General features: G+C 74.8%; 14 protein-coding genes and 1 other RNA gene. 8 read left to right on the top strand and 7 right to left on the bottom strand.

From position 1 onward, the window contains the following. Together ACFW1I_RS28940 and ACFW1I_RS28935 are read left to right on the top strand one after the other, a co-directional pair. The coding region (locus ACFW1I_RS28940) for a bifunctional RNase H/acid phosphatase (RefSeq protein WP_384675388.1) at nt 1-843 on the top strand (843 nt) is incomplete at its 5' end. A gap of 1 nt (nt 844) precedes the next feature. Beyond that, nucleotides 845-1,648, top strand: coding sequence for a GNAT family N-acetyltransferase (locus ACFW1I_RS28935; protein WP_384675386.1), 804 nt, complete (start codon nt 845-847; stop codon nt 1,646-1,648). On the opposite strand, the gene eda is transcribed toward ACFW1I_RS28935, so the two are convergent. Both eda and yaaA read right to left on the bottom strand, forming a co-directional pair. Further along, nucleotides 1,635-2,273: a bifunctional 4-hydroxy-2-oxoglutarate aldolase/2-dehydro-3-deoxy-phosphogluconate aldolase gene (eda, locus tag ACFW1I_RS28930; RefSeq protein WP_384675384.1), complete on the bottom strand. Its 639-nt coding sequence runs from the start codon at nt 2,271-2,273 to the stop codon at nt 1,635-1,637. The two genes, ACFW1I_RS28935 and eda, sit on opposite strands and share 14 nt — an antisense overlap. 63 nt (nt 2,274-2,336) lie before the next feature. Beyond that, nucleotides 2,337-3,104 (bottom strand): peroxide stress protein YaaA, encoded by a 768-nt coding sequence (gene yaaA / locus ACFW1I_RS28925; protein ID WP_384675382.1) that lies wholly within the window; start codon nt 3,102-3,104, stop codon nt 2,337-2,339. Nucleotides 3,105-3,224: 120 nt separating this feature from the next. On the opposite strand from yaaA, the gene ACFW1I_RS28920 reads away from it, so the two are divergent. After that, nucleotides 3,225-4,673, top strand: coding sequence for an RNB domain-containing ribonuclease (locus tag ACFW1I_RS28920; protein ID WP_384675380.1), 1,449 nt, complete (start codon nt 3,225-3,227; stop codon nt 4,671-4,673). On the opposite strand, the gene ACFW1I_RS28915 is transcribed toward ACFW1I_RS28920, so the two are convergent. Together ACFW1I_RS28915 and ACFW1I_RS28910 are read right to left on the bottom strand one after the other, a co-directional pair. Then, the gene (locus ACFW1I_RS28915) at nt 4,618-5,475 is read right to left on the bottom strand and encodes a hypothetical protein (protein WP_384675378.1); all 858 of its coding nucleotides are present in this window, start codon (nt 5,473-5,475) and stop codon (nt 4,618-4,620) included. The genes ACFW1I_RS28920 and ACFW1I_RS28915 overlap by 56 nt on opposite strands. After that, nucleotides 5,462-6,247 carry a MerR family transcriptional regulator gene (locus ACFW1I_RS28910; protein ID WP_384675376.1) on the bottom strand — a complete coding sequence of 262 codons (786 nt, stop codon included), beginning with the start codon at nt 6,245-6,247 and terminating at the stop codon, nt 5,462-5,464. The genes ACFW1I_RS28915 and ACFW1I_RS28910 overlap by 14 nt, the downstream gene beginning before the upstream one ends. Nucleotides 6,248-6,325: 78 nt before the next feature. Between ACFW1I_RS28910 and rnpB the strand changes: the two genes are divergently transcribed. Beyond that, an RNA gene (rnpB, locus tag ACFW1I_RS28905) (RNase P RNA component class A) lies at nt 6,326-6,724 on the top strand. Nucleotides 6,725-6,775: 51 nt separating this feature from the next. On the opposite strand, the gene ACFW1I_RS28900 is transcribed toward rnpB, so the two are convergent. Beyond that, nucleotides 6,776-7,210: a hypothetical protein gene (locus ACFW1I_RS28900; protein WP_384675374.1), complete on the bottom strand. Its 435-nt coding sequence runs from the start codon at nt 7,208-7,210 to the stop codon at nt 6,776-6,778. 217 nt (nt 7,211-7,427) lie between these two features. Between ACFW1I_RS28900 and ACFW1I_RS28895 the strand changes: the two genes are divergently transcribed. The 3 genes from ACFW1I_RS28895 to ACFW1I_RS28885 all read left to right on the top strand — a co-directional run bounded on the left by ACFW1I_RS28895 (nt 7,428) and on the right by ACFW1I_RS28885 (nt 13,464). Beyond that, nucleotides 7,428-7,793: a hypothetical protein gene (locus ACFW1I_RS28895; RefSeq protein WP_384675372.1), complete on the top strand. Its 366-nt coding sequence runs from the start codon at nt 7,428-7,430 to the stop codon at nt 7,791-7,793. Further along, nucleotides 7,790-13,069, top strand: coding sequence for a caspase family protein (locus tag ACFW1I_RS28890; protein ID WP_384675371.1), 5,280 nt, complete (start codon nt 7,790-7,792; stop codon nt 13,067-13,069). The genes ACFW1I_RS28895 and ACFW1I_RS28890 overlap by 4 nt, the downstream gene beginning before the upstream one ends. A gap of 62 nt (nt 13,070-13,131) precedes the next feature. Continuing rightward, nucleotides 13,132-13,464: a nuclear transport factor 2 family protein gene (locus ACFW1I_RS28885; protein WP_384675369.1), complete on the top strand. Its 333-nt coding sequence runs from the start codon at nt 13,132-13,134 to the stop codon at nt 13,462-13,464. Nucleotides 13,465-13,468: 4 nt separating this feature from the next. Here the strand turns inward: ACFW1I_RS28885 and ACFW1I_RS28880 are convergent, their stop codons facing one another. After that, nucleotides 13,469-14,212, bottom strand: a complete 744-nt coding sequence (locus ACFW1I_RS28880) for an SDR family oxidoreductase (protein WP_384675367.1) — start codon at nt 14,210-14,212, stop codon at nt 13,469-13,471. 167 nt (nt 14,213-14,379) lie between these two features. Between ACFW1I_RS28880 and ACFW1I_RS28875 the strand changes: the two genes are divergently transcribed. Continuing rightward, nucleotides 14,380-16,023, top strand: coding sequence for an alkaline phosphatase D family protein (locus ACFW1I_RS28875; protein ID WP_384675365.1), 1,644 nt, complete (start codon nt 14,380-14,382; stop codon nt 16,021-16,023). Here ACFW1I_RS28875 and ACFW1I_RS28870 read toward each other — a convergent pair. Then, nucleotides 16,010-16,246, bottom strand: a 237-nt coding sequence (locus ACFW1I_RS28870) for a hypothetical protein (RefSeq protein WP_384675363.1), incomplete at its 5' end; no start/stop codon positions are given. The genes ACFW1I_RS28875 and ACFW1I_RS28870 overlap by 14 nt on opposite strands.

The raw sequence follows: 16,246 nt of genomic DNA, 5'->3' as shown, positions 1-16,246 counted from the left end.
GGCGGGGCCCGGGCCCGCGCGGCGCTGGCGGGCGCCGTCGCCGTCGCCGTACCGGCCGGCGCGGCAGCAGGCGGGTCCGGCGAGCCAGTGCCCGGCACCGGGGACAGTGCCCACCCGTCCCGCCCCGCGGAACGCCACCCGTCCCGCCCCGCGGAACGCCCCGCGGAACGCCCCACGGAACGCCCCGCGGAACGCCCCACGGCCGGGCCGGACCTCTCCACCCCCGCCACCTTCGTCCTGCTCCGCCACGGTGAGACCGCGCTCACGCCCGAGAAGCGCTTCTCGGGGAGCGGGGGGTCCGACCCCGAGCTGTCCGAGGCCGGGCACCGCCAGGCCGCCGCCGTCGCCGAGGCGCTCGCCGCGCGCGGCACGATCCAGCACATCGTCAGCTCGCCGCTCGTCCGCTGCCGCCAGACCGCCGAGACCGTCGCCGGCCGCCTCGGGCTCGACGTCGTCGTCGACCAGGGGCTGCGCGAGACCGACTTCGGCGCCTGGGAGGGGCTCACCTTCGCCGAGGTCCGCGAGCGCCACCCCGAGGACCTCGACGCCTGGCTCGCCTCCCCGAAGGCCGCCCCCACCGGCGGCGGCGAGAGCTTCACCGCCGTCGCCCGCCGCGTCGCCGCCGCCCGCGACCGGCTGACCGCCGCCCACGCGGGCCGCACGGTCCTCCTCGTCAGCCACGTCACGCCCATCAAGACCCTGGTCAGACTGGCGCTCGGCGCCCCGCCGGAGTCCCTGTTCAAGATGGAGCTGTCCGCCGCCTCGCTGTCCGCCGTCGCCTACTACGCCGACGGCAACGCCTCCGTACGCCTGCTCAACGACACCTCGCACCTCCGGCGCTGACGTGGGCCGCTGGCACTTCACCGCCGACCCCGCCGTCTTCCGCGCCGCCGCCGGCGCCCACCTGGCCGCCGACCCGGCCCGCAACACCTCCGTGCTGACGCAGACGGAGAAGGCGGCCCGGCTCGGCTGGTGGACGGAGCCGGACGGCCGGGTGACCGGGGTCGTCGCGGTCCCGCGCCCCGGCCTGCCGTCCTTCGGCGTCACCACCGTCGAGGCGGCCCGGGCGCTGGCGCTGCCGGACGGCGACGCACCGGTGGAGCTGCGCGGCGAGACGGTGGCGGTGGAGGCGTACCTCGACGCGACCGGCCGCCCCTGGACCCCGCTCCTGACCCTGCGGCTCTTCCGGCTCGGCGAGCTCACGCCGCCCGACCCGGCCCCGGCCGGCCGCGCCCGGCACGCGACCGAGGCGGACCTGCCCGTCCTCGCCGCATGGACCACGGCCTTCGTCCGCGCCATCGGCGAGGAACCCGCCGACGACTACACCGGCGTCCTCACCGAACGCCTCGTCGAGGGCCGCCTCCACCTCTGGGAGGCCCCGGACGGCCGCCCGGTCTCGATGGCCGCCGTGTCCCGCACGGTCGGGGGCCAGGCCCGGGTGCACCTCGTCTACACCCCGCCCGCCGACCGCGGCCGGGGGTACGCCGCGGGCGCCACCACCGCCGTCAGCCGGGCCGCGCTCGCCTCCGGAGCCGCGCAGGTCCTGCTCTTCACCGACCTCGCCAACCCCACCAGCAACGCCCTCTACCGGCGCCTCGGCTACCGCCCGGTGACCGACCACCTCGCGGTGCGCTTCACCGACGGCTGAGCCCCGCCGCCTCCCGCGCCAGCGCCTCCACCCGCCGCCAGTCGCGGGCCGCGAGCGCGTCCGGCGGCAGCATCCAGGTGCCGCCCACGCAGGCCACGTTCGGCAGCGCGAGATAGTCCGGGGCCGAGGCGGCCGAGATGCCGCCCGTCGGACAGAACCGGGCCTGCGGCAGCGGACCCGCCAGGGACCTCAGATACGGGACGCCGCCCGCCGCCTCCGCCGGGAAGAACTTCAGCTCCGTGACGCCCTCCTCCAGGAGGGCCAGCACCTCGGAGGCGGTCGAGACGCCCGGCAGGAACGGCACGCCCGACTCCCGCAGCGCCCCGAGCAGCCGCCCCGAGCACCCCGGGCTCACCAGGAACCGCGCCCCCGCCCGTACGGCGTCCGCCGCACCGGCCGCCGAGACCACCGTCCCCGCGCCGACCACCGCCCCCGGCACCTCGGCCGCGACCGCCCGCACCGCGTCGAGCGCGGCCGGGGTGCGCAGCGTGACCTCGATCAGCGGCAGCCCGCCGGCCACCAGGGCCCGGGCCAGCGGCACGGCGTCGGCGGCGTCCTCGATCACCACGACCGGGACGACGGGGGCGTGCGGGGCGAGCGCGAAGAGGCCGGGGGTGCGGGGCATGGCCTCATCCTGCCCAGCACCCCCGCCCTGCGCAACGCCCGTTGCGCAGGGCGCAACGAAGGGTCAGTGGATCTCGTCCACCAGCACGTCCAGCGCCCCCGCCTTCGCGCCCGTCTCCACGACGTACCCGAGGTCCCGCAGCGCCTCCACCAGCTCCGCCGGCGTGCCCGGGGCCGCGGCCGACTCCAGCAGGCTCCGCACGATCCGGCCCTTGGTCGCCTTGTTGAAGTGGCTGACCACCTTCCGGGTCGGCGCGTGCAGCACCCGTACCGTCGCGGTCCGCGCCGCCACCTCGCCCTTCGGCTTCCACGCCGTCGCGTACGCCGACGAGCGCAGGTCCAGCACGAGCCCGTCCCCGGCCGCCTCCGGCAGCACCGAGGCCATCGCCCCCCGCCAGTGCGCGCCCAGCGCGCCGAGGCCGGGCAGCTTGACCCCCATCGAGCAGCGGTACGACGGGATCCGGTCGGTCACCCGCACCGCGCCCCACAGCCCGGAGAAGACCAGCAGTGAGGCCCCCGCCCGCTCCCGGGCCGCCGCGTCCAGCGTCGCCAGGCCCAGCGCGTCGTACAGCACCCCCGTGTAGATCTCGCCGGCCGGACGCGCGCCCGCCGTCCGCAGCCCGGTGTTCTTCGCGACCTCGCCGCGCAGCCCCTCGCTCAGGCCCAGCACCTCGCGCGCCTTCTCCTCGTCGGCGGTGCACAGCTCGACCAGCTCGTCCAGCACCGCCGCCCGCGCCGCCGCGAGCCCCGGCAGCGACAGCGACTCCGGCTTGAGCGGCGCCCCGGACCCGGAGGGCGCCTTGCCTTCGGAGGGCGGCAGCAGCACGAGCACGGTGGTTCTCCTTCGTACGTACGGGAACGGGGATGCGGCCCCGGCATGCCAGCGTACAAACCACCGCCGCCCCGCTCCCACGACGTGCCGCCCCCCGCCGCCCGCCCTACGCTCGGTTCCATGCCCCGCCGCCACATCCACGTGACCGGCGCAGCCGAGGCTCCGCTGCGGGCCGCCCTGCGCGCACTCCGTACCGAGCTCGCCGTCCCCGAGGGCTTCCCGCAGGCCGTCCTCGCCGAGGCGGAGGCCGCCGCGAAGAACCCCCGCCTCCCCGCCCACGACGCCACCGACCTGCCGTTCCTCACCATCGACCCGCCCACCTCCACCGACCTCGACCAGGCCATGCACCTGGCCCGGCGGGCCGACGGCGGCTACCGCGTCCACTACGCCATCGCCGACGTCGCCGCCTTCGTCACCCCCGGCGGGGCGATCGACGCCGAGGCCCACCGGCGGGTCCTCACCCTCTACTTCCCCGACGGCAAGGCCCCGCTCCACCCGCCGGTCCTCTCCGAGGGCGCCGCCAGCCTGCTGCCCGGCGAGCCCCGCCCCGCCCTGCTCTGGCGGATCGACCTCGACGCCGAGGGCCGCCGCGTCGCCACCGACCTGCGCCGCGCCCTCGTCCGCAGCCGCGCCAAACTCGACTACGCCGGCGTCCAGCGGCAGATCGACGCCGGCACCGCCGAGGAACCCCTCGCCCTCCTCCGCGACATCGGCCGGCTCCGCGAGGAGCGCGAGATCGAACGCGGCGGGATCTCCCTCGACGTCCCCGAACAGGAGATCGTCGAGGTCCCCGGCGACCACACCTACACGCTCGCCTACCGGGCGCCGCTGCCCGCCGAGAGCTGGAACGCCCAGATCTCCCTGCTCACCGGCATGGCCGCCGCCGACCTCATGACCGCCGCCGGCACCGGCATCCTGCGCACCCTGCCCGTCGCCCCCGACGGGGCCGTCGCCCGGCTGCGCCGCTCCGCCGAGGCGCTCGGCGTCGCCTGGCCGCACCACGTGCCGTACGCGGAGGTGGTCAGGAACGCCGACCCCACCGACCCGCGCCACGCCGCCTTCCTCCAGGAGTGCACCACCCTGCTGCGCGGCGCCGGCTACACCGTCTTCACCGACGGCCGGCTGCCCGACCCGGCCGTGCACGCGGCCGTCGCCGACGAGTACACCCACTGCACCGCCCCGCTGCGCCGGCTCGTCGACCGGTACGCCTCCGAGCTGTGCGTGGCAGCGGTCGCCGGGAACGAGCCGCCGGAGTGGGTGCGGGCCGCGCTGCCCGGCCTGCCCGACACCATGGCCGCCGGTTCGCGCCGGGCCAACACCGTGGAGCGGGAGAGCGTCGACGTCGTCGAGGCGGCGCTGCTCAGCGGCCGGGTCGGCGAGCTCTTCGACGCGTACGTGATCGACGTGAAGGAGCGGGAGCCGTCCGTCGGCACCGTCCACCTCGACGACCCGGCGGTCGTCGCCCGGGTCGAGGGCGGTACGGCCCCGCTGCCGCTCGGCCAGTGGCTGCGGGTCAGGCTCGCGGCAGCGGATCCCGGCCGGGCGAAGGTGCTGTTCGCGCCCGCGTGACCGCGTCGCGGACCGCCGAGTGCAGCGCCCGGGGGTCGTCCGCGTGCAGCCGTACGGTGGTCACCTGCCGCACCGAGCCGAGCAGCCCGACCACGTCGACCGGCTCGTCGAGCTCCAGGGTCACGGAGGTCTGCGAGCCGACGGCCAGGTTCAGCTCGCCGTCCCGCTTCTCGTGGGTGAAACGGTTCTCCCTGCGGACGGCCGCGATCCGGTCCAGCGGCACCGGCACGTCGACATGGGCGGCCTGGCGCACCCGCAGCTGCCCGCCGTCCAGCACGTGCGGCCGGGTGACGGACGCCGCGTGCAGCCCGAGGACGAAGAGGACCGTGTAGACGTCGAGGACGAGCACGACCTCGTGCACCACGGGCACGTCCGCGAGCAGCCACGTCATGCCGACCGTCTCGACCAGGCAGACGAAGGCGAAGCCGTACATCAGGGCGGCCTGGTCCCGCGCGTGCGGGAAGACGCCCGCGGCGCCCGCCGTCCCGTGCGGCCGCCGCGCCACCCACCGCCCCAGGCTCGTCATCAGCCGCAGCTCGTGCCCGACCAGCCGCAGCACCCGCTCCGGTACGAGCTCCGCCAGCGCCTCCCGCCGCGACAGCCCCCGCCGCCGCAGCCGCAGCCACACGACCCCCTCGGCCGCGAGCAGCGCGACCATCACCAGCTCCGCGCCGGCCAGGACCGCGCCGGGCACCCGCACCCCGCCGAGCAGCAGCGCGCACACCACCAGCTCGGCCGGGAGCGCCGCGTACGCGACCCCGCGCAGCAGCCTCAGCACGGGCCCCCGCTCACGCCCCGCCACGACCGTCACCCTCCCGCTCCCGGGAGCGCTCCGCCGAACGCTCCGCCACCAGCGCCAGCGCCCGCCGCACGGCCGCCGCCTGGGCCGGCGCGAGATCCGCGAAGAACACGTCCGCGAGCCCGCCGGACCCCTCCGCGGGCAGCTCGAAGCCGCCGATCCCGTCCGGCAGCGTCCCGGCGAGCGCCCGCGCGGCCTCCTCGACCCGCGGATCGTCCACCGGGGCGCCGGCGAGCGCGTCGAGGAGCCCGTACACCTCCCCGGCGCTCCCGGCGACCTCGTGCATCAGGCCCATCAGCCGGGCCCGCTCCTCCGCGGGCACGACGGTGTCGAGCAGCGCGAGGATCTCCCGGTCCTTCGCCGCCATCGGCGAGTCCGGCAGCTCGCCGACCCCCGCGAGCAGCGCCGCCAGCTCCGGCGAGACCGGCCCCTCGGCGGTGAGCCGCCCGGCCCGCGCCTCGCCGAGCAGCCCGGCGAGCCGCGCCCGCCGCTCCCGGACCACCGCCTCCTGGCGCGCGAGGTCCGCGTCCAGCTCCTCCAGCACCTCCACCAGCTCCCGCCCCTCGTCGTCCGCGAGCACGTCCCGCACCTCGTCGAGCCCGAGCCCCAGCTCGGCCAGCCGCCGCACCCGGGCGAGCAGCACCGCGTCCCGGATGCCGTAGTCCCGGTACCCGTTGGGCAGCCGCTCGGGCTCGGGCAGCAGCCCCAGACGGTGGTAGTGCCGCACGGCGCGGGGGGTGACCCCGACGAGCGCGGCGATCTCGCCGATACGCATGACCTCAGTAGAAACCCTGACGCCGCGACAAGGTCAAGCGCCGTCCCTCCCGGCAGGTAGCATGGTCGGCACGGCAGACGAGCCGGGCGGGCGGCCGCGTGGAGGTCTTCGGATCTCCCCGAGGAACGTCCGGGCTCCACAGAGCAGAGTGGTGGCTAACGGCCACCCGGGGTGACCCGCGGGACAGTGCCACAGAAAACAGACCGCCGGGGGCCTCGGCCCACGGTAAGGGTGAAACGGTGGTGTAAGAGACCACCAGCGCCTGAGGTGACTCAGGCGGCTAGGTAAACCCCACTCGGAGCAAGGTCAAGAGGGGACACCCCGGTGTCCCTGCGCGAATGATCGAGGGCTGCTCGCCCGAGTTCGCGGGTAGACCGCACGAGGCCGGCGGCAACGCCGGCCCTAGATGGATGGCCGTCACCCCGACGACCGCGAGGTCCCGGGGCACAGAACCCGGCGTACAGCCCGACTCGTCTGCCCCTCCAGGGCCCCCTCGCGGGGCCCTTTCGCGTGTGGCGGGACGACCGCTCAGACCAGGACCTCCACCGTCCAGTGCGGCTCGCGGTCGTCCGTGCGGGTCACCACCGGCTTCGGCGCGAGGCTGCGGTCCTCGAAGAGGTCGCGGCCCAGCGGGAGGCCGTGCTGGCTGATCACATAGGTGCCGGTGCCGAGCGCGTCGAGGGTGGTGATCGTGGCGACGCCCTCCGGGGTGACCCGCTGGAGGCGCCACACCGAGGCCGGGGAGGCGTCGGGGCGGACCAGGGCCTGGGCGCGGTCGGTGCCGGCGGCGGTGATGGTGTCCTCGGTCCCCTTCACGGTGAGACGGAACCCGCCGTCCGCCTCGCCGACCGCCCACTCGGCGGTGCGGTGCTCGTCGACCGGGAAGCCGACCAGCCCTCCCTCGTGGACCCCGACCGGGGCCCCCTTCGCGTACAGCTTGACGATCCGGTCCTGCTCCGACATCGCTTCCTCCAGCGGGCACGGGGGCTTGGCCCCTCGATACTGCCCGCGCCGCCCCCCGCTCCCCGGGAGGCCGCCGCGGGGCTCGCCCGACTGGCCCATGCACGATGTCGCGCCAGAGCGATCGCGAGATCCGGCCACCTGAGCGCTTCCGGTCCGGTGGTGAGCGGACGGCCGCTACCATCGACGCCTGTTCACGTACGGGCGAGGGGACCTGGCGATGCGCATCCACGTCGAAAGCGATGACGACAAGCTGGCTTTGACGGAGCTTCAGGATTGGCTGGCCCGCCATCCGAAGGCGCGCCGACTGTCCGTCACCCCCGTCTCCACGCCCGGGCCCACCATGGGTGCGATGGACGCCCTGGAGATCATCCTGGGTTCCGCCGGCGACATCGCGAACTTCGCGGTCGGCTACGCCGGCTGGCGGCTCGCGCGCGGCCGCGCGGAGAACCGGGGCGCGCGCACGCTGGTCTTCGGGAGCACGACCGTCGACATCGGACACCTCGAACCGGAGCAGCTCGCCGACCTGCTCCGCCGGCTGGAGGCCGGGGAAACGGGCACGGACACCGACGCCGACCCGTCATGACCGACCAGGCGGCTCCCTCGTCCCGGGCCGTTCTCCTGGGCGTCCACGAGTTCGGCGGCTTCCCCCGACTCGATGGAGTCGCCAAGAACGTCCCCGGACTCATCGAGCAGCTCACCCACCCGGAGCGGGGACTGCTCCGGCAGGCGGACTGCGAGATCCTTCCCGCCGACAGCAAGCGGGACAGATTCCTCGCGGCCGTGTCCGCCGCCGCGGAGGAAGCCTCCGACCTGCTGCTGGTCTACTACGCCGGGCACGGCCACCACCCCCGGGGCGGTCAGGGGCTGCTCCTCGCCACGAAGGAATCCAGCCACGGGCGGAAGTACCACTCGATCGACTACAACGAGATCAGGGAGTGCGTCGAGCATTCCCTCGCGCGGCAGAAGGTCGTCATCGTCGACTGCTGCTACAGCGGATACGCCGTACGGATGGGCGGCGGGGACCGGCCGGAGGAGGACGAGGACCTCGGCATCGACGGGGCCTGCGTCCTCACCTCGGCCGCGGCGACCGAGGAGTCGCTGTGCACCCCGGACGGCAGCGTGTTCACCCTCGCCCTGGTGGACGTGCTCCGAGAGGGCATCACGGGGCCGCTCGGCGACGGACGCAGAGGCGAGGAACAGCGCCATCTGACGACCGGGGACGTCCTGGCAGTCCTCAGGTCACGGCTGGCGGACCGGATCGAGGGAGGCAAGGAGGTACCGGAACCCCGCATCGCGGCCACCGGCGAGGGCGGCCGGATCCCGCTCGCCCGCAATCCGGCCTTCACCGGCGAGAAGCCCGCCGCCGCGGCAGGGACCGCCGGCCGGCCCGCGCCGCCCCGCCCCGTGGGGCTGGGGTCGGTGATCCCCCAGGAGAACTTCGTCGGAGGGCTCGGTGGGTTCGAGCGGAACCTCACCCCCGAATGCCTCCCCTACGTGTCTCCCGGGCAGGACCACGAGACCGAGCCGTCCCGCCTCTTCCGCCGCCTGCGCGCGTCCGACGACCGGGGCGTGCTGCTGACCGGCGCGGCGGGCACCGGAAAGACCCGCACGGTCCTCGAAGTGGGGCGGGTGGCGCTGGACGCGGACTGGCGGGTGCTGCACCTGCGCCCCGGCGGGAAGGAGGTGACCACCGAGATCGTCGACGAAGTCCTGGCCGAGGACACCCCCGCCCTGGTGGTGATGGACTACCTCCACCACTACGTCAGGAACGACGGCCCCCGCCTCGACCTGACGACCCTGCGGTACCAGCTCCTGCCGGCGGCCCGCCTCCAGGGGATCAAGGTCGCCTTCCTCGCCACGGGACGCCCCGGCTGGCTGCGCAAGAGCGACGAACTCCACCTGTACGAACTCTTCGACGAGGTCGAACTGCGGCAGGACGAGGAGTTCCAGCGGCGGGTGGCGGAGCAGGCGCTCACCAGACTGGCACCCACCGCCGTCGCCCGGCTGGGCATGGACCGGATGTGGGAGATCTGCGGCCACCGCCCCGTCATCGCCCTGCTGATCGCCCGTGAGGTGGAGCGCCGCTTCGAGGACGGCAGCCTGCCGGACCTCGCCGGGCTGCGGGCCAGCGGCGAGCTGTCCACCTGGCTCAGGAGCCGGCTGGAGGAGGACGACCTCGGCGTCGTCCGGAGCGGCGACGACCGGCGCAGGGCAACCACGTTCCAGCAGGTCCCGGCGTCCGAGCTGCTGGTGGCCGCGGCGGCCGCCGCAGCCGCGTGCCCGCAGCGGTACGCCGAGGTGGTCGCCGCCGCGCAGGCGGCGCTGCCCCGGGCGAGCGAGGACGCGCCGGAGGCCGAGGAGGTCGTGGAGACCCTGCTCGACCTGGGCTGGCTGCAGCGCACGGGCCCGGCCGACACGGTGACCACCGCCCACGACATCGTCTGCGACCAGCTCGTCGAGTCCGTGATCCTCCCGCCCGGATCCCGGTCCCCGGACCGCCGCGGGACCACGTCCCTGCTGGATGCCTCGCTCACCGGCCCCCGGACGCTCGGGCGCTACGCGACGAACCTCGCGCGACTGATGAACGACCTGACGCCGCGGTCCCGGGACGCGGTGTCGGAGCTCCTCGACCGCTGGTTCACGGAGAACGCCGCCGCCATCGGCGACGCCATGCGGCGCGACGCCGACACGGGCGGGTACGCCCTCGGGGCCCTCGTCTACGGGCCGCCCTGGTCGCAGGCGGCCGTACGGAACTGGCAGGAGGTTGCCGGTCCGTGGCTCGACGAGTACGGCGACCACGCCGACGCCCGCCACCTGCTCCACAGCGGTCTGTCGCGCCTGCCCGCCGAGAGCGCGGCCCTGCTCGTGCCGGCGGCGGTGCGCTGGCTCGACGCGTACGGCTGGCGCCAGGACGCCAGCTACGTCCTGGGCCCGCTGCTCAACCGGACGGACCTCCCCGACGGGCTGAGCCCGTTCCTGGAGAACGCGGTCGGCTGGATCAAGCTCCACGGCCGGTCCCGGGAGGCCCACTTCGTCCTGGGCGCCCTGGTGACCCGCAGCGACCTCACCTCGCACCAGGTGAGGAAGGCCGTACTCGCGGCACTGCACTGGTGCGAGAACGCGATGGCCGCGCGGCAGACCGGGACAATCCTGCATCCCCTGCTCGTCCGGCGGGACCTGACCAACGACGAGGTGCGGCGGGCGTTCGCCGCGTCCTACGGCTGGGTGGGGCGCCACCTCGACCTGGAGATCTCCTCGAAGGTCGTCGTCGCCCTGCTGGAACACCCCGACCTTCCGCGCGAGGAGATCCGCTACGCCGCCACACTGGCGCTCGAATGGCTGGAACACCACGGCGAGACGCGGCACGCCAACCGGGTCCTGCACCCGGTGCTGGGCCGGCGGGGAGCGGGTCGGCCGCAGCTCCGGCAGACGGTCGACCACGCGCTCCGGTGGCTGTCGTCCCACGCCGTCGAGCACGACGCCGACTTCCTGATCCGCCGGCTCCTCGAAGGCGACGACCTCACCCCCGAGGAGCGAGGGGTGGTGGCGGGCTTCGGCGTCGCATGGCTGGAGGCCCACGCCGAGGACAAGGATCCCGACTTCCTGATCCGCACGCTCCTCGAGGGCGACGACCTGACCCTCGAGGAGCGAGGGGTGGTGGCGGGCTTCGGCGTCGCGTGGCTGGAGGCCCACGCCGAGGAGGAGAACGCCAGCTTCATCATGTCCAAGCTGCTGTCCCGGAGCGACCTCGCCGAGGAGCAGACCCGGCTGGTCATAGGGCTCGCGACGTCCTGGCTGGAGCTCCACGGGCTCAAGCCGACGGCGGGGTTCGTCCTCTCGTACCTGCTCCCGCGGGAGGACCTGCCCGCGGTCGAGGCCCACCGGGCCGTCGTCCTCGCCCTCGGCTGGCTGTCGGAGCACCGGGAGGTCAAGGACGCCAGCTACGTCCTGCCCGCCCTGCTCGCCCGGCCCGAGCTCGGCGGCGTCCACGCGGAACAGGGCATCGCCTCGGCGCTCGCCTGGCTGCGCGCGTACCACCTCGCCGACACGGCGGACCGGGTCCTGCGGCCCCTGCTCCGCCGCTGCGAACTCAAGCCCGCCGACGTGCGGTCCGCCGTCCGGTACACGGCCCGATGGCTGGAGCTGCACCGGCGGCACAAGATCGCCGGTTCCCTGCTCGGCGCGCTCCTCGCGCGCGACGACCTGACGGCGGCGGAGGCCGCGACCGGCGTGGAGGAGGGCCTGACCTGGCTGGAGCGGTACTGCCCGGGGAACGGAACCGACCAGCTGCTGCCGGAGCTGCTGCGGCGGCCCGGACTCACCCCTGAACAGCGCGGGCAGGTCGCCGCGTTCGCCGAGTTGCGGGAGCGGCAGGACCCCACTCTCCGGCTGGAGGTCCAGCAGCTCTGCAAGGCGCTGGCGGACCACCCGGCACGCACCGACGAGGAGCGGCTGCGGGACCTCGTCCGCGCCGTGGAGTGGCTGGAGGAGCACGCCACGGAGCGGCAGGCGCTGCATCTGCTGACCGCCGTCCTCCGGCAGCCCGTGCTCCGGGACGCGGAGCCGGCGGAGGGGTACGCGGAGAGGGTCGTCGCCTCGGCCCTCGGCTGGCTGGAACGGCACGGCACGACCATCACCGCCACGTACCTGATCCAGACGCTGCTGAAGACGCCGGGTCTGCCGGACGCACAGCTCGACGCGGTGGTGACGTACAGCCTGCGGTGGTTGGTGACGTACGAGGATCAGCCCCGGGCCCGGTACGTGCTGGAACTGCTCCTCACCCACCCGGAGCTGAACGAGCGGCAGCTCGACGACAGCGCCCTGCTGGCCATCGGCTGGCTGCGGCACCGGGCGGCGACCGTCGAGGCGGGTTCCCTCGCGGAACGCCTCCTGGAGTGCCCACGGCTGGTGGAGAACCGCGTCCGCGACACCGTCGCGATCACCCGTGGCTGGCTCGCCCGGTATCACGCGATGAAGGAGGCCGGATTCGTCCTCACCCCGCTGGTGGCGCGGGGCGATCTGACGGACGGCGAATGGGAGTGGGTCCTGCCGCGCGCCCTGGAGTGGCTGAGGACCCACCGGACCAGCCGGGCGGCACGGCGGCTCCTGGTCACGCTCGCCCGGCGCGGCGGGATGGGGGCGGCCGAGCTCGACGCCTACCTGGACACGGCCCTCGTCTGGCTGGAGAACCACAGCCATGCCCGCAAACTGCACCGCACGCTGGAGGCGCTCCTCGACATGGCGGGCCTGAGCGAGGCCCAGACCGCGCGGCTGGCGGACTACGGACTGTGGTGGATCAACCGGCAGGAGACGGCGGAGGCGTGGTGCATGCTCGGCATCCTCGCCGAGCGCCCGGACCTGCCGGCGGACCGGGCCGCGAACGTCGACGCGCTGGTGACCGCCCGGGTGTCGGCGGACCCCACCGCCTTCCACGCCAGCTTCGTGCTGGAGCCCCGCCTGACGCGCCCCGACGTCCCGCTGGCACAGCGCACGAAGACGATCTCCTGGTCGCTGGCGTGGCTGGAGCACCACATGCCGGACTGGCGTGCCCGCTTCCTCCTCAGGTCACTGCTCGTGCTGGAGGACCTGTCGGCGGCGGAGACGCGTCGCGTGGTGGAGTGGTCCGTCCAGTGGCTGGAACATCACTGCGACGGCACCGCCGAGGCTTTCACCCTCCAGGGTGCCGAGGCGGTCCTCGGTCCGCTCCGCGGGCACGAGCTCGACGAGGCGCAGCGACAGCGGCTGGAGGCCCGGCTCCCGCCCGGGGCGGGCTCGGGCGACACGCCGCCGGGGGAGGTGGTCGCGGTGGTGCCGCCCGCCCGGGCCCCGGTCGCCCGGGTGGCCCAGCCCGGGCGCTGACACGCCGGGGCGTGCGGCCAGGTTCCGTCGGGTGGGCGGGGCGGACGGTGTACGGGTGGGGCATGACGCTTCCCGTGGACCGGCTTCGTGAGCCTGCCGTGCGCGCCTTCGTCGCCGCGCTGAACGCCAATGACCGTGACGCCTTCGCCGCCGCCCTCGCGCCGGGGGCGACCATGTCCGACGACGGGTCCGAGCGGGATCTGCGGGAGTGGACCGAGCGGGAGGTGTTCTCGTCGCACGGGCGGATGGTGGTGGAGAGCGAGGACGAGGACGGGCTCGCCCTCGTCGCCACCTACGGCAACGACACCTGGGGGGCCATGCGGACGGTCTGGCGGTTCACCGTCGTGGGCGGGAAGGTGGCGCGGTTCGAGACCGGGCAGGCGCCCGCGGAGTGAGGCGTCAGCCGCGGCCGATGTAGGGCATCGCCGTGGCCATCACCGTGGCGAACTGCACGTTCGCCTCCAGCGGCAGGGCCGCCATGTGGACGACGGTCGCCGCCACGTCCGCCGCGTCCATCACCGGCTCGGCGGCCAGTTCGCCGTTGGCCTGGAGGATGCCGGTCTGCATGCGGGCCGTCATCTCGGTGGCCGCGTTGCCGATGTCGAGCTGGCCGCAGGCGATCCGGTACGGGCGGCCGTCCAGCGACAGGGACTTGGTCAGGCCCGTCATCGCGTGCTTGGTCGCCGTGTACGCGATCGAGTGCGGGCGCGGCACATGGGCGGAGATCGAGCCGTTGTTGATGATCCGGCCGCCCTGCGGGGACTGCTCCTTCATCGCCCGGAAGGCGGCCTGGGCGCACAGGAAGGCGCCCGTCAGATTGACGTCGACGACCGCCCGCCAGGTGTCGTAGGACAGGTCCTCGACCGGGGTGCCGCCGCCCGCGAACGTCCCCGCGTTGTTGAAGAGCAGGTCGACGCGGCCGAAGCGGTCCCGTACCGCGTCGAAGAGGGCCGCCACCTCCTCCGGTGAGGTCACGTCCGTCGGGACGCAGAGGGTGCGGGCCTCCGCCAGGCCCTCCGCCGTCTCCTCCAGGGGGGCGAGCCGGCGGCCCGCGAGCGCCACCGACCAGCCCGCCTCCGCGAGCGCCCGCGCCACTTCCCGGCCGATGCCCGAACCCGCTCCCGTCACCACCGCGACGCCCATGCCGAACCGCCTTTCCAGCCTCGTGTCGCTCCCGGCCGCGCAGCGTACGCCAGACGCGTGCCCCATGAACTCATCCGTCCGACACGTGGATGACCTGTCCCCGACAAGGAGATGTCGCCCCGCCCCCCTCGAATACCGACGGACACCAACCGTCAGGGGAGGGGCACATGACACCCGCACCGAGCAGCACAACGGCCCACGGCGAGGAACTCCGCGCCGCCGCACGCCACTTCGGCCGCCGCCGGTTCCTCACCACGGCCGGCGCCGCCGCCGCGCTCGCCTTTGCCACCCAGCTGCCCGCCGCCGGCGCGGCCGCCGCCGCCGAGCTGGACGGGCGCCGCATCACCGAGGAGCCGTTCACCCTCGGCGTCGCCTCCGGCGACCCGCAGCCCGGCTCGGTCCTGCTGTGGACCCGACTCGCGCCCCGCCCCTTCGAGCCGGGCGGCGGCCTGCCCGCCGAGCGCGTTTCCGTCCACTGGGAACTCGCCCGCGACGAGCGCTTCGCCCGGCCCGTCCGGCGCGGACGCGCCACCGCGCACCCGGAGTTCAGCCACACCGTGCACGTCGAGGTCGAGCACCTGGAGCCCGGCCGGGAGTACTTCTACCGGTTCAGGGCGGGGGACTGGACCAGCCCGGTCGGACGGACCCGCACCGCGCCCGCGCCCTGGGCCCGGCCGTCGGAGCTGCGGCTCGGCGCCGTCTCCTGCCAGGCGTACCACGACGGGTACTTCACGGCCTACCGGCACCTCGCCGACGAGGACCTCGACGTCGTCCTCCACCTCGGCGACTACCTCTACGAGTACGCCGTCAACGCCACCGGCGGCGCCCGCGCCTACACCGACCGCACCCTCCCGGCCGTCTTCAACCGCGAGACGGTCACCCTGGAGGACTACCGGCTGCGGTACGGCCTCTACAAGTCGGACCCCGACCTGCGGGCCGCGCACGCCGCGCACCCCTTCGTCGTCACCTGGGACGACCACGAGACCGAGAACAACTACGCGGGCGGCATCCCCGAGAACTCCGTCCCGCCGGAGGAGTTCCTGCTCCGCCGCGCCGCCGCCTACCGCGCCTACTGGGAGCACCAGCCGCTGCGCGCCCCCCAGCTCCCCGAGGGCCCGGACATGCGGCTGTACCGGCGGCTGACCTTCGGCCGGCTCGCCCAGTTCGACATCCTCGACACCCGCCAGTACCGCTCCGACCAGGCGTACGGCGACGGCTGGCAGGTCCCGGGCCCGCTCTCCGAGGACCCGGCCCGCACCATGACCGGCGCCGCCCAGGAGCGCTGGCTCCTCGACGGCTGGCGCGCCTCGGACGCCCGCTGGAACCTCCTGCCGCAGCAGGTCGTCTTCGCCGAGCGCCGCGACCGCCCCACCGCCGACTTCAAGCTCTCCATGGACTCCTGGGACGGCTACCCGGCCTCCCGGCAGCGGCTCCTCGCGGGCGCCGAGTCCGCCGGGGTGGAGAACCTGATGGTGCTCACCGGCGACGTCCACGTCAGCTACGGCTTCGACCTCAAGGCCGACTTCCGCGACCCGGGCTCCCGCACCGTCGGCACCGAGATCGTCGCCACCTCGATCGCCAGCGGCAAGGACGGCGCCGACCGGCCGTCCAACTACGACCGGCTGACGCAGGCCAACCCGCACCTGAAGTTCTTCAACGGGCGGCGCGGCTACGTCACCGTGACGCTCGCGGAGGAGAGCGCCCGCGCCGACTTCCGTACGGTCCCGTACGTGACGACGCCGGGCGCCCCGGTCGCCACCGCCGCCTCCTTCGTGACGGAGGCGGGCCGTCCGGGCCTCACACCCGCGTGAGCCCGGCCTCCTGCGGATAGCGGACGCCGACGCGGTCCCGTACGCCCCGCCTCGGCCGCACAACCACCCCGGGGGGGGCCGCCCGGGGCCCGGGGGGCGGCGGGGGCCGGGGGGTCCCGCCGATGTGGCCCGTGGGTGGGTTTTTTTTGTTGTCGTGGGGCAGGATCGCGCCCCACTCCTCGTAGTAGGCGGAGAAGCGGACGCACTTGCCGGGGGCGTAGAG

Origin of the sequence: Streptomyces sp. NPDC058955 (genome assembly GCF_042741435.1) — a bacterium.
In the GTDB taxonomy this organism is placed as follows: Bacteria; Actinomycetota; Actinomycetes; order Streptomycetales; family Streptomycetaceae; genus Streptomyces.
This window is presented reverse-complemented; position numbering and strand designations above follow the sequence as displayed.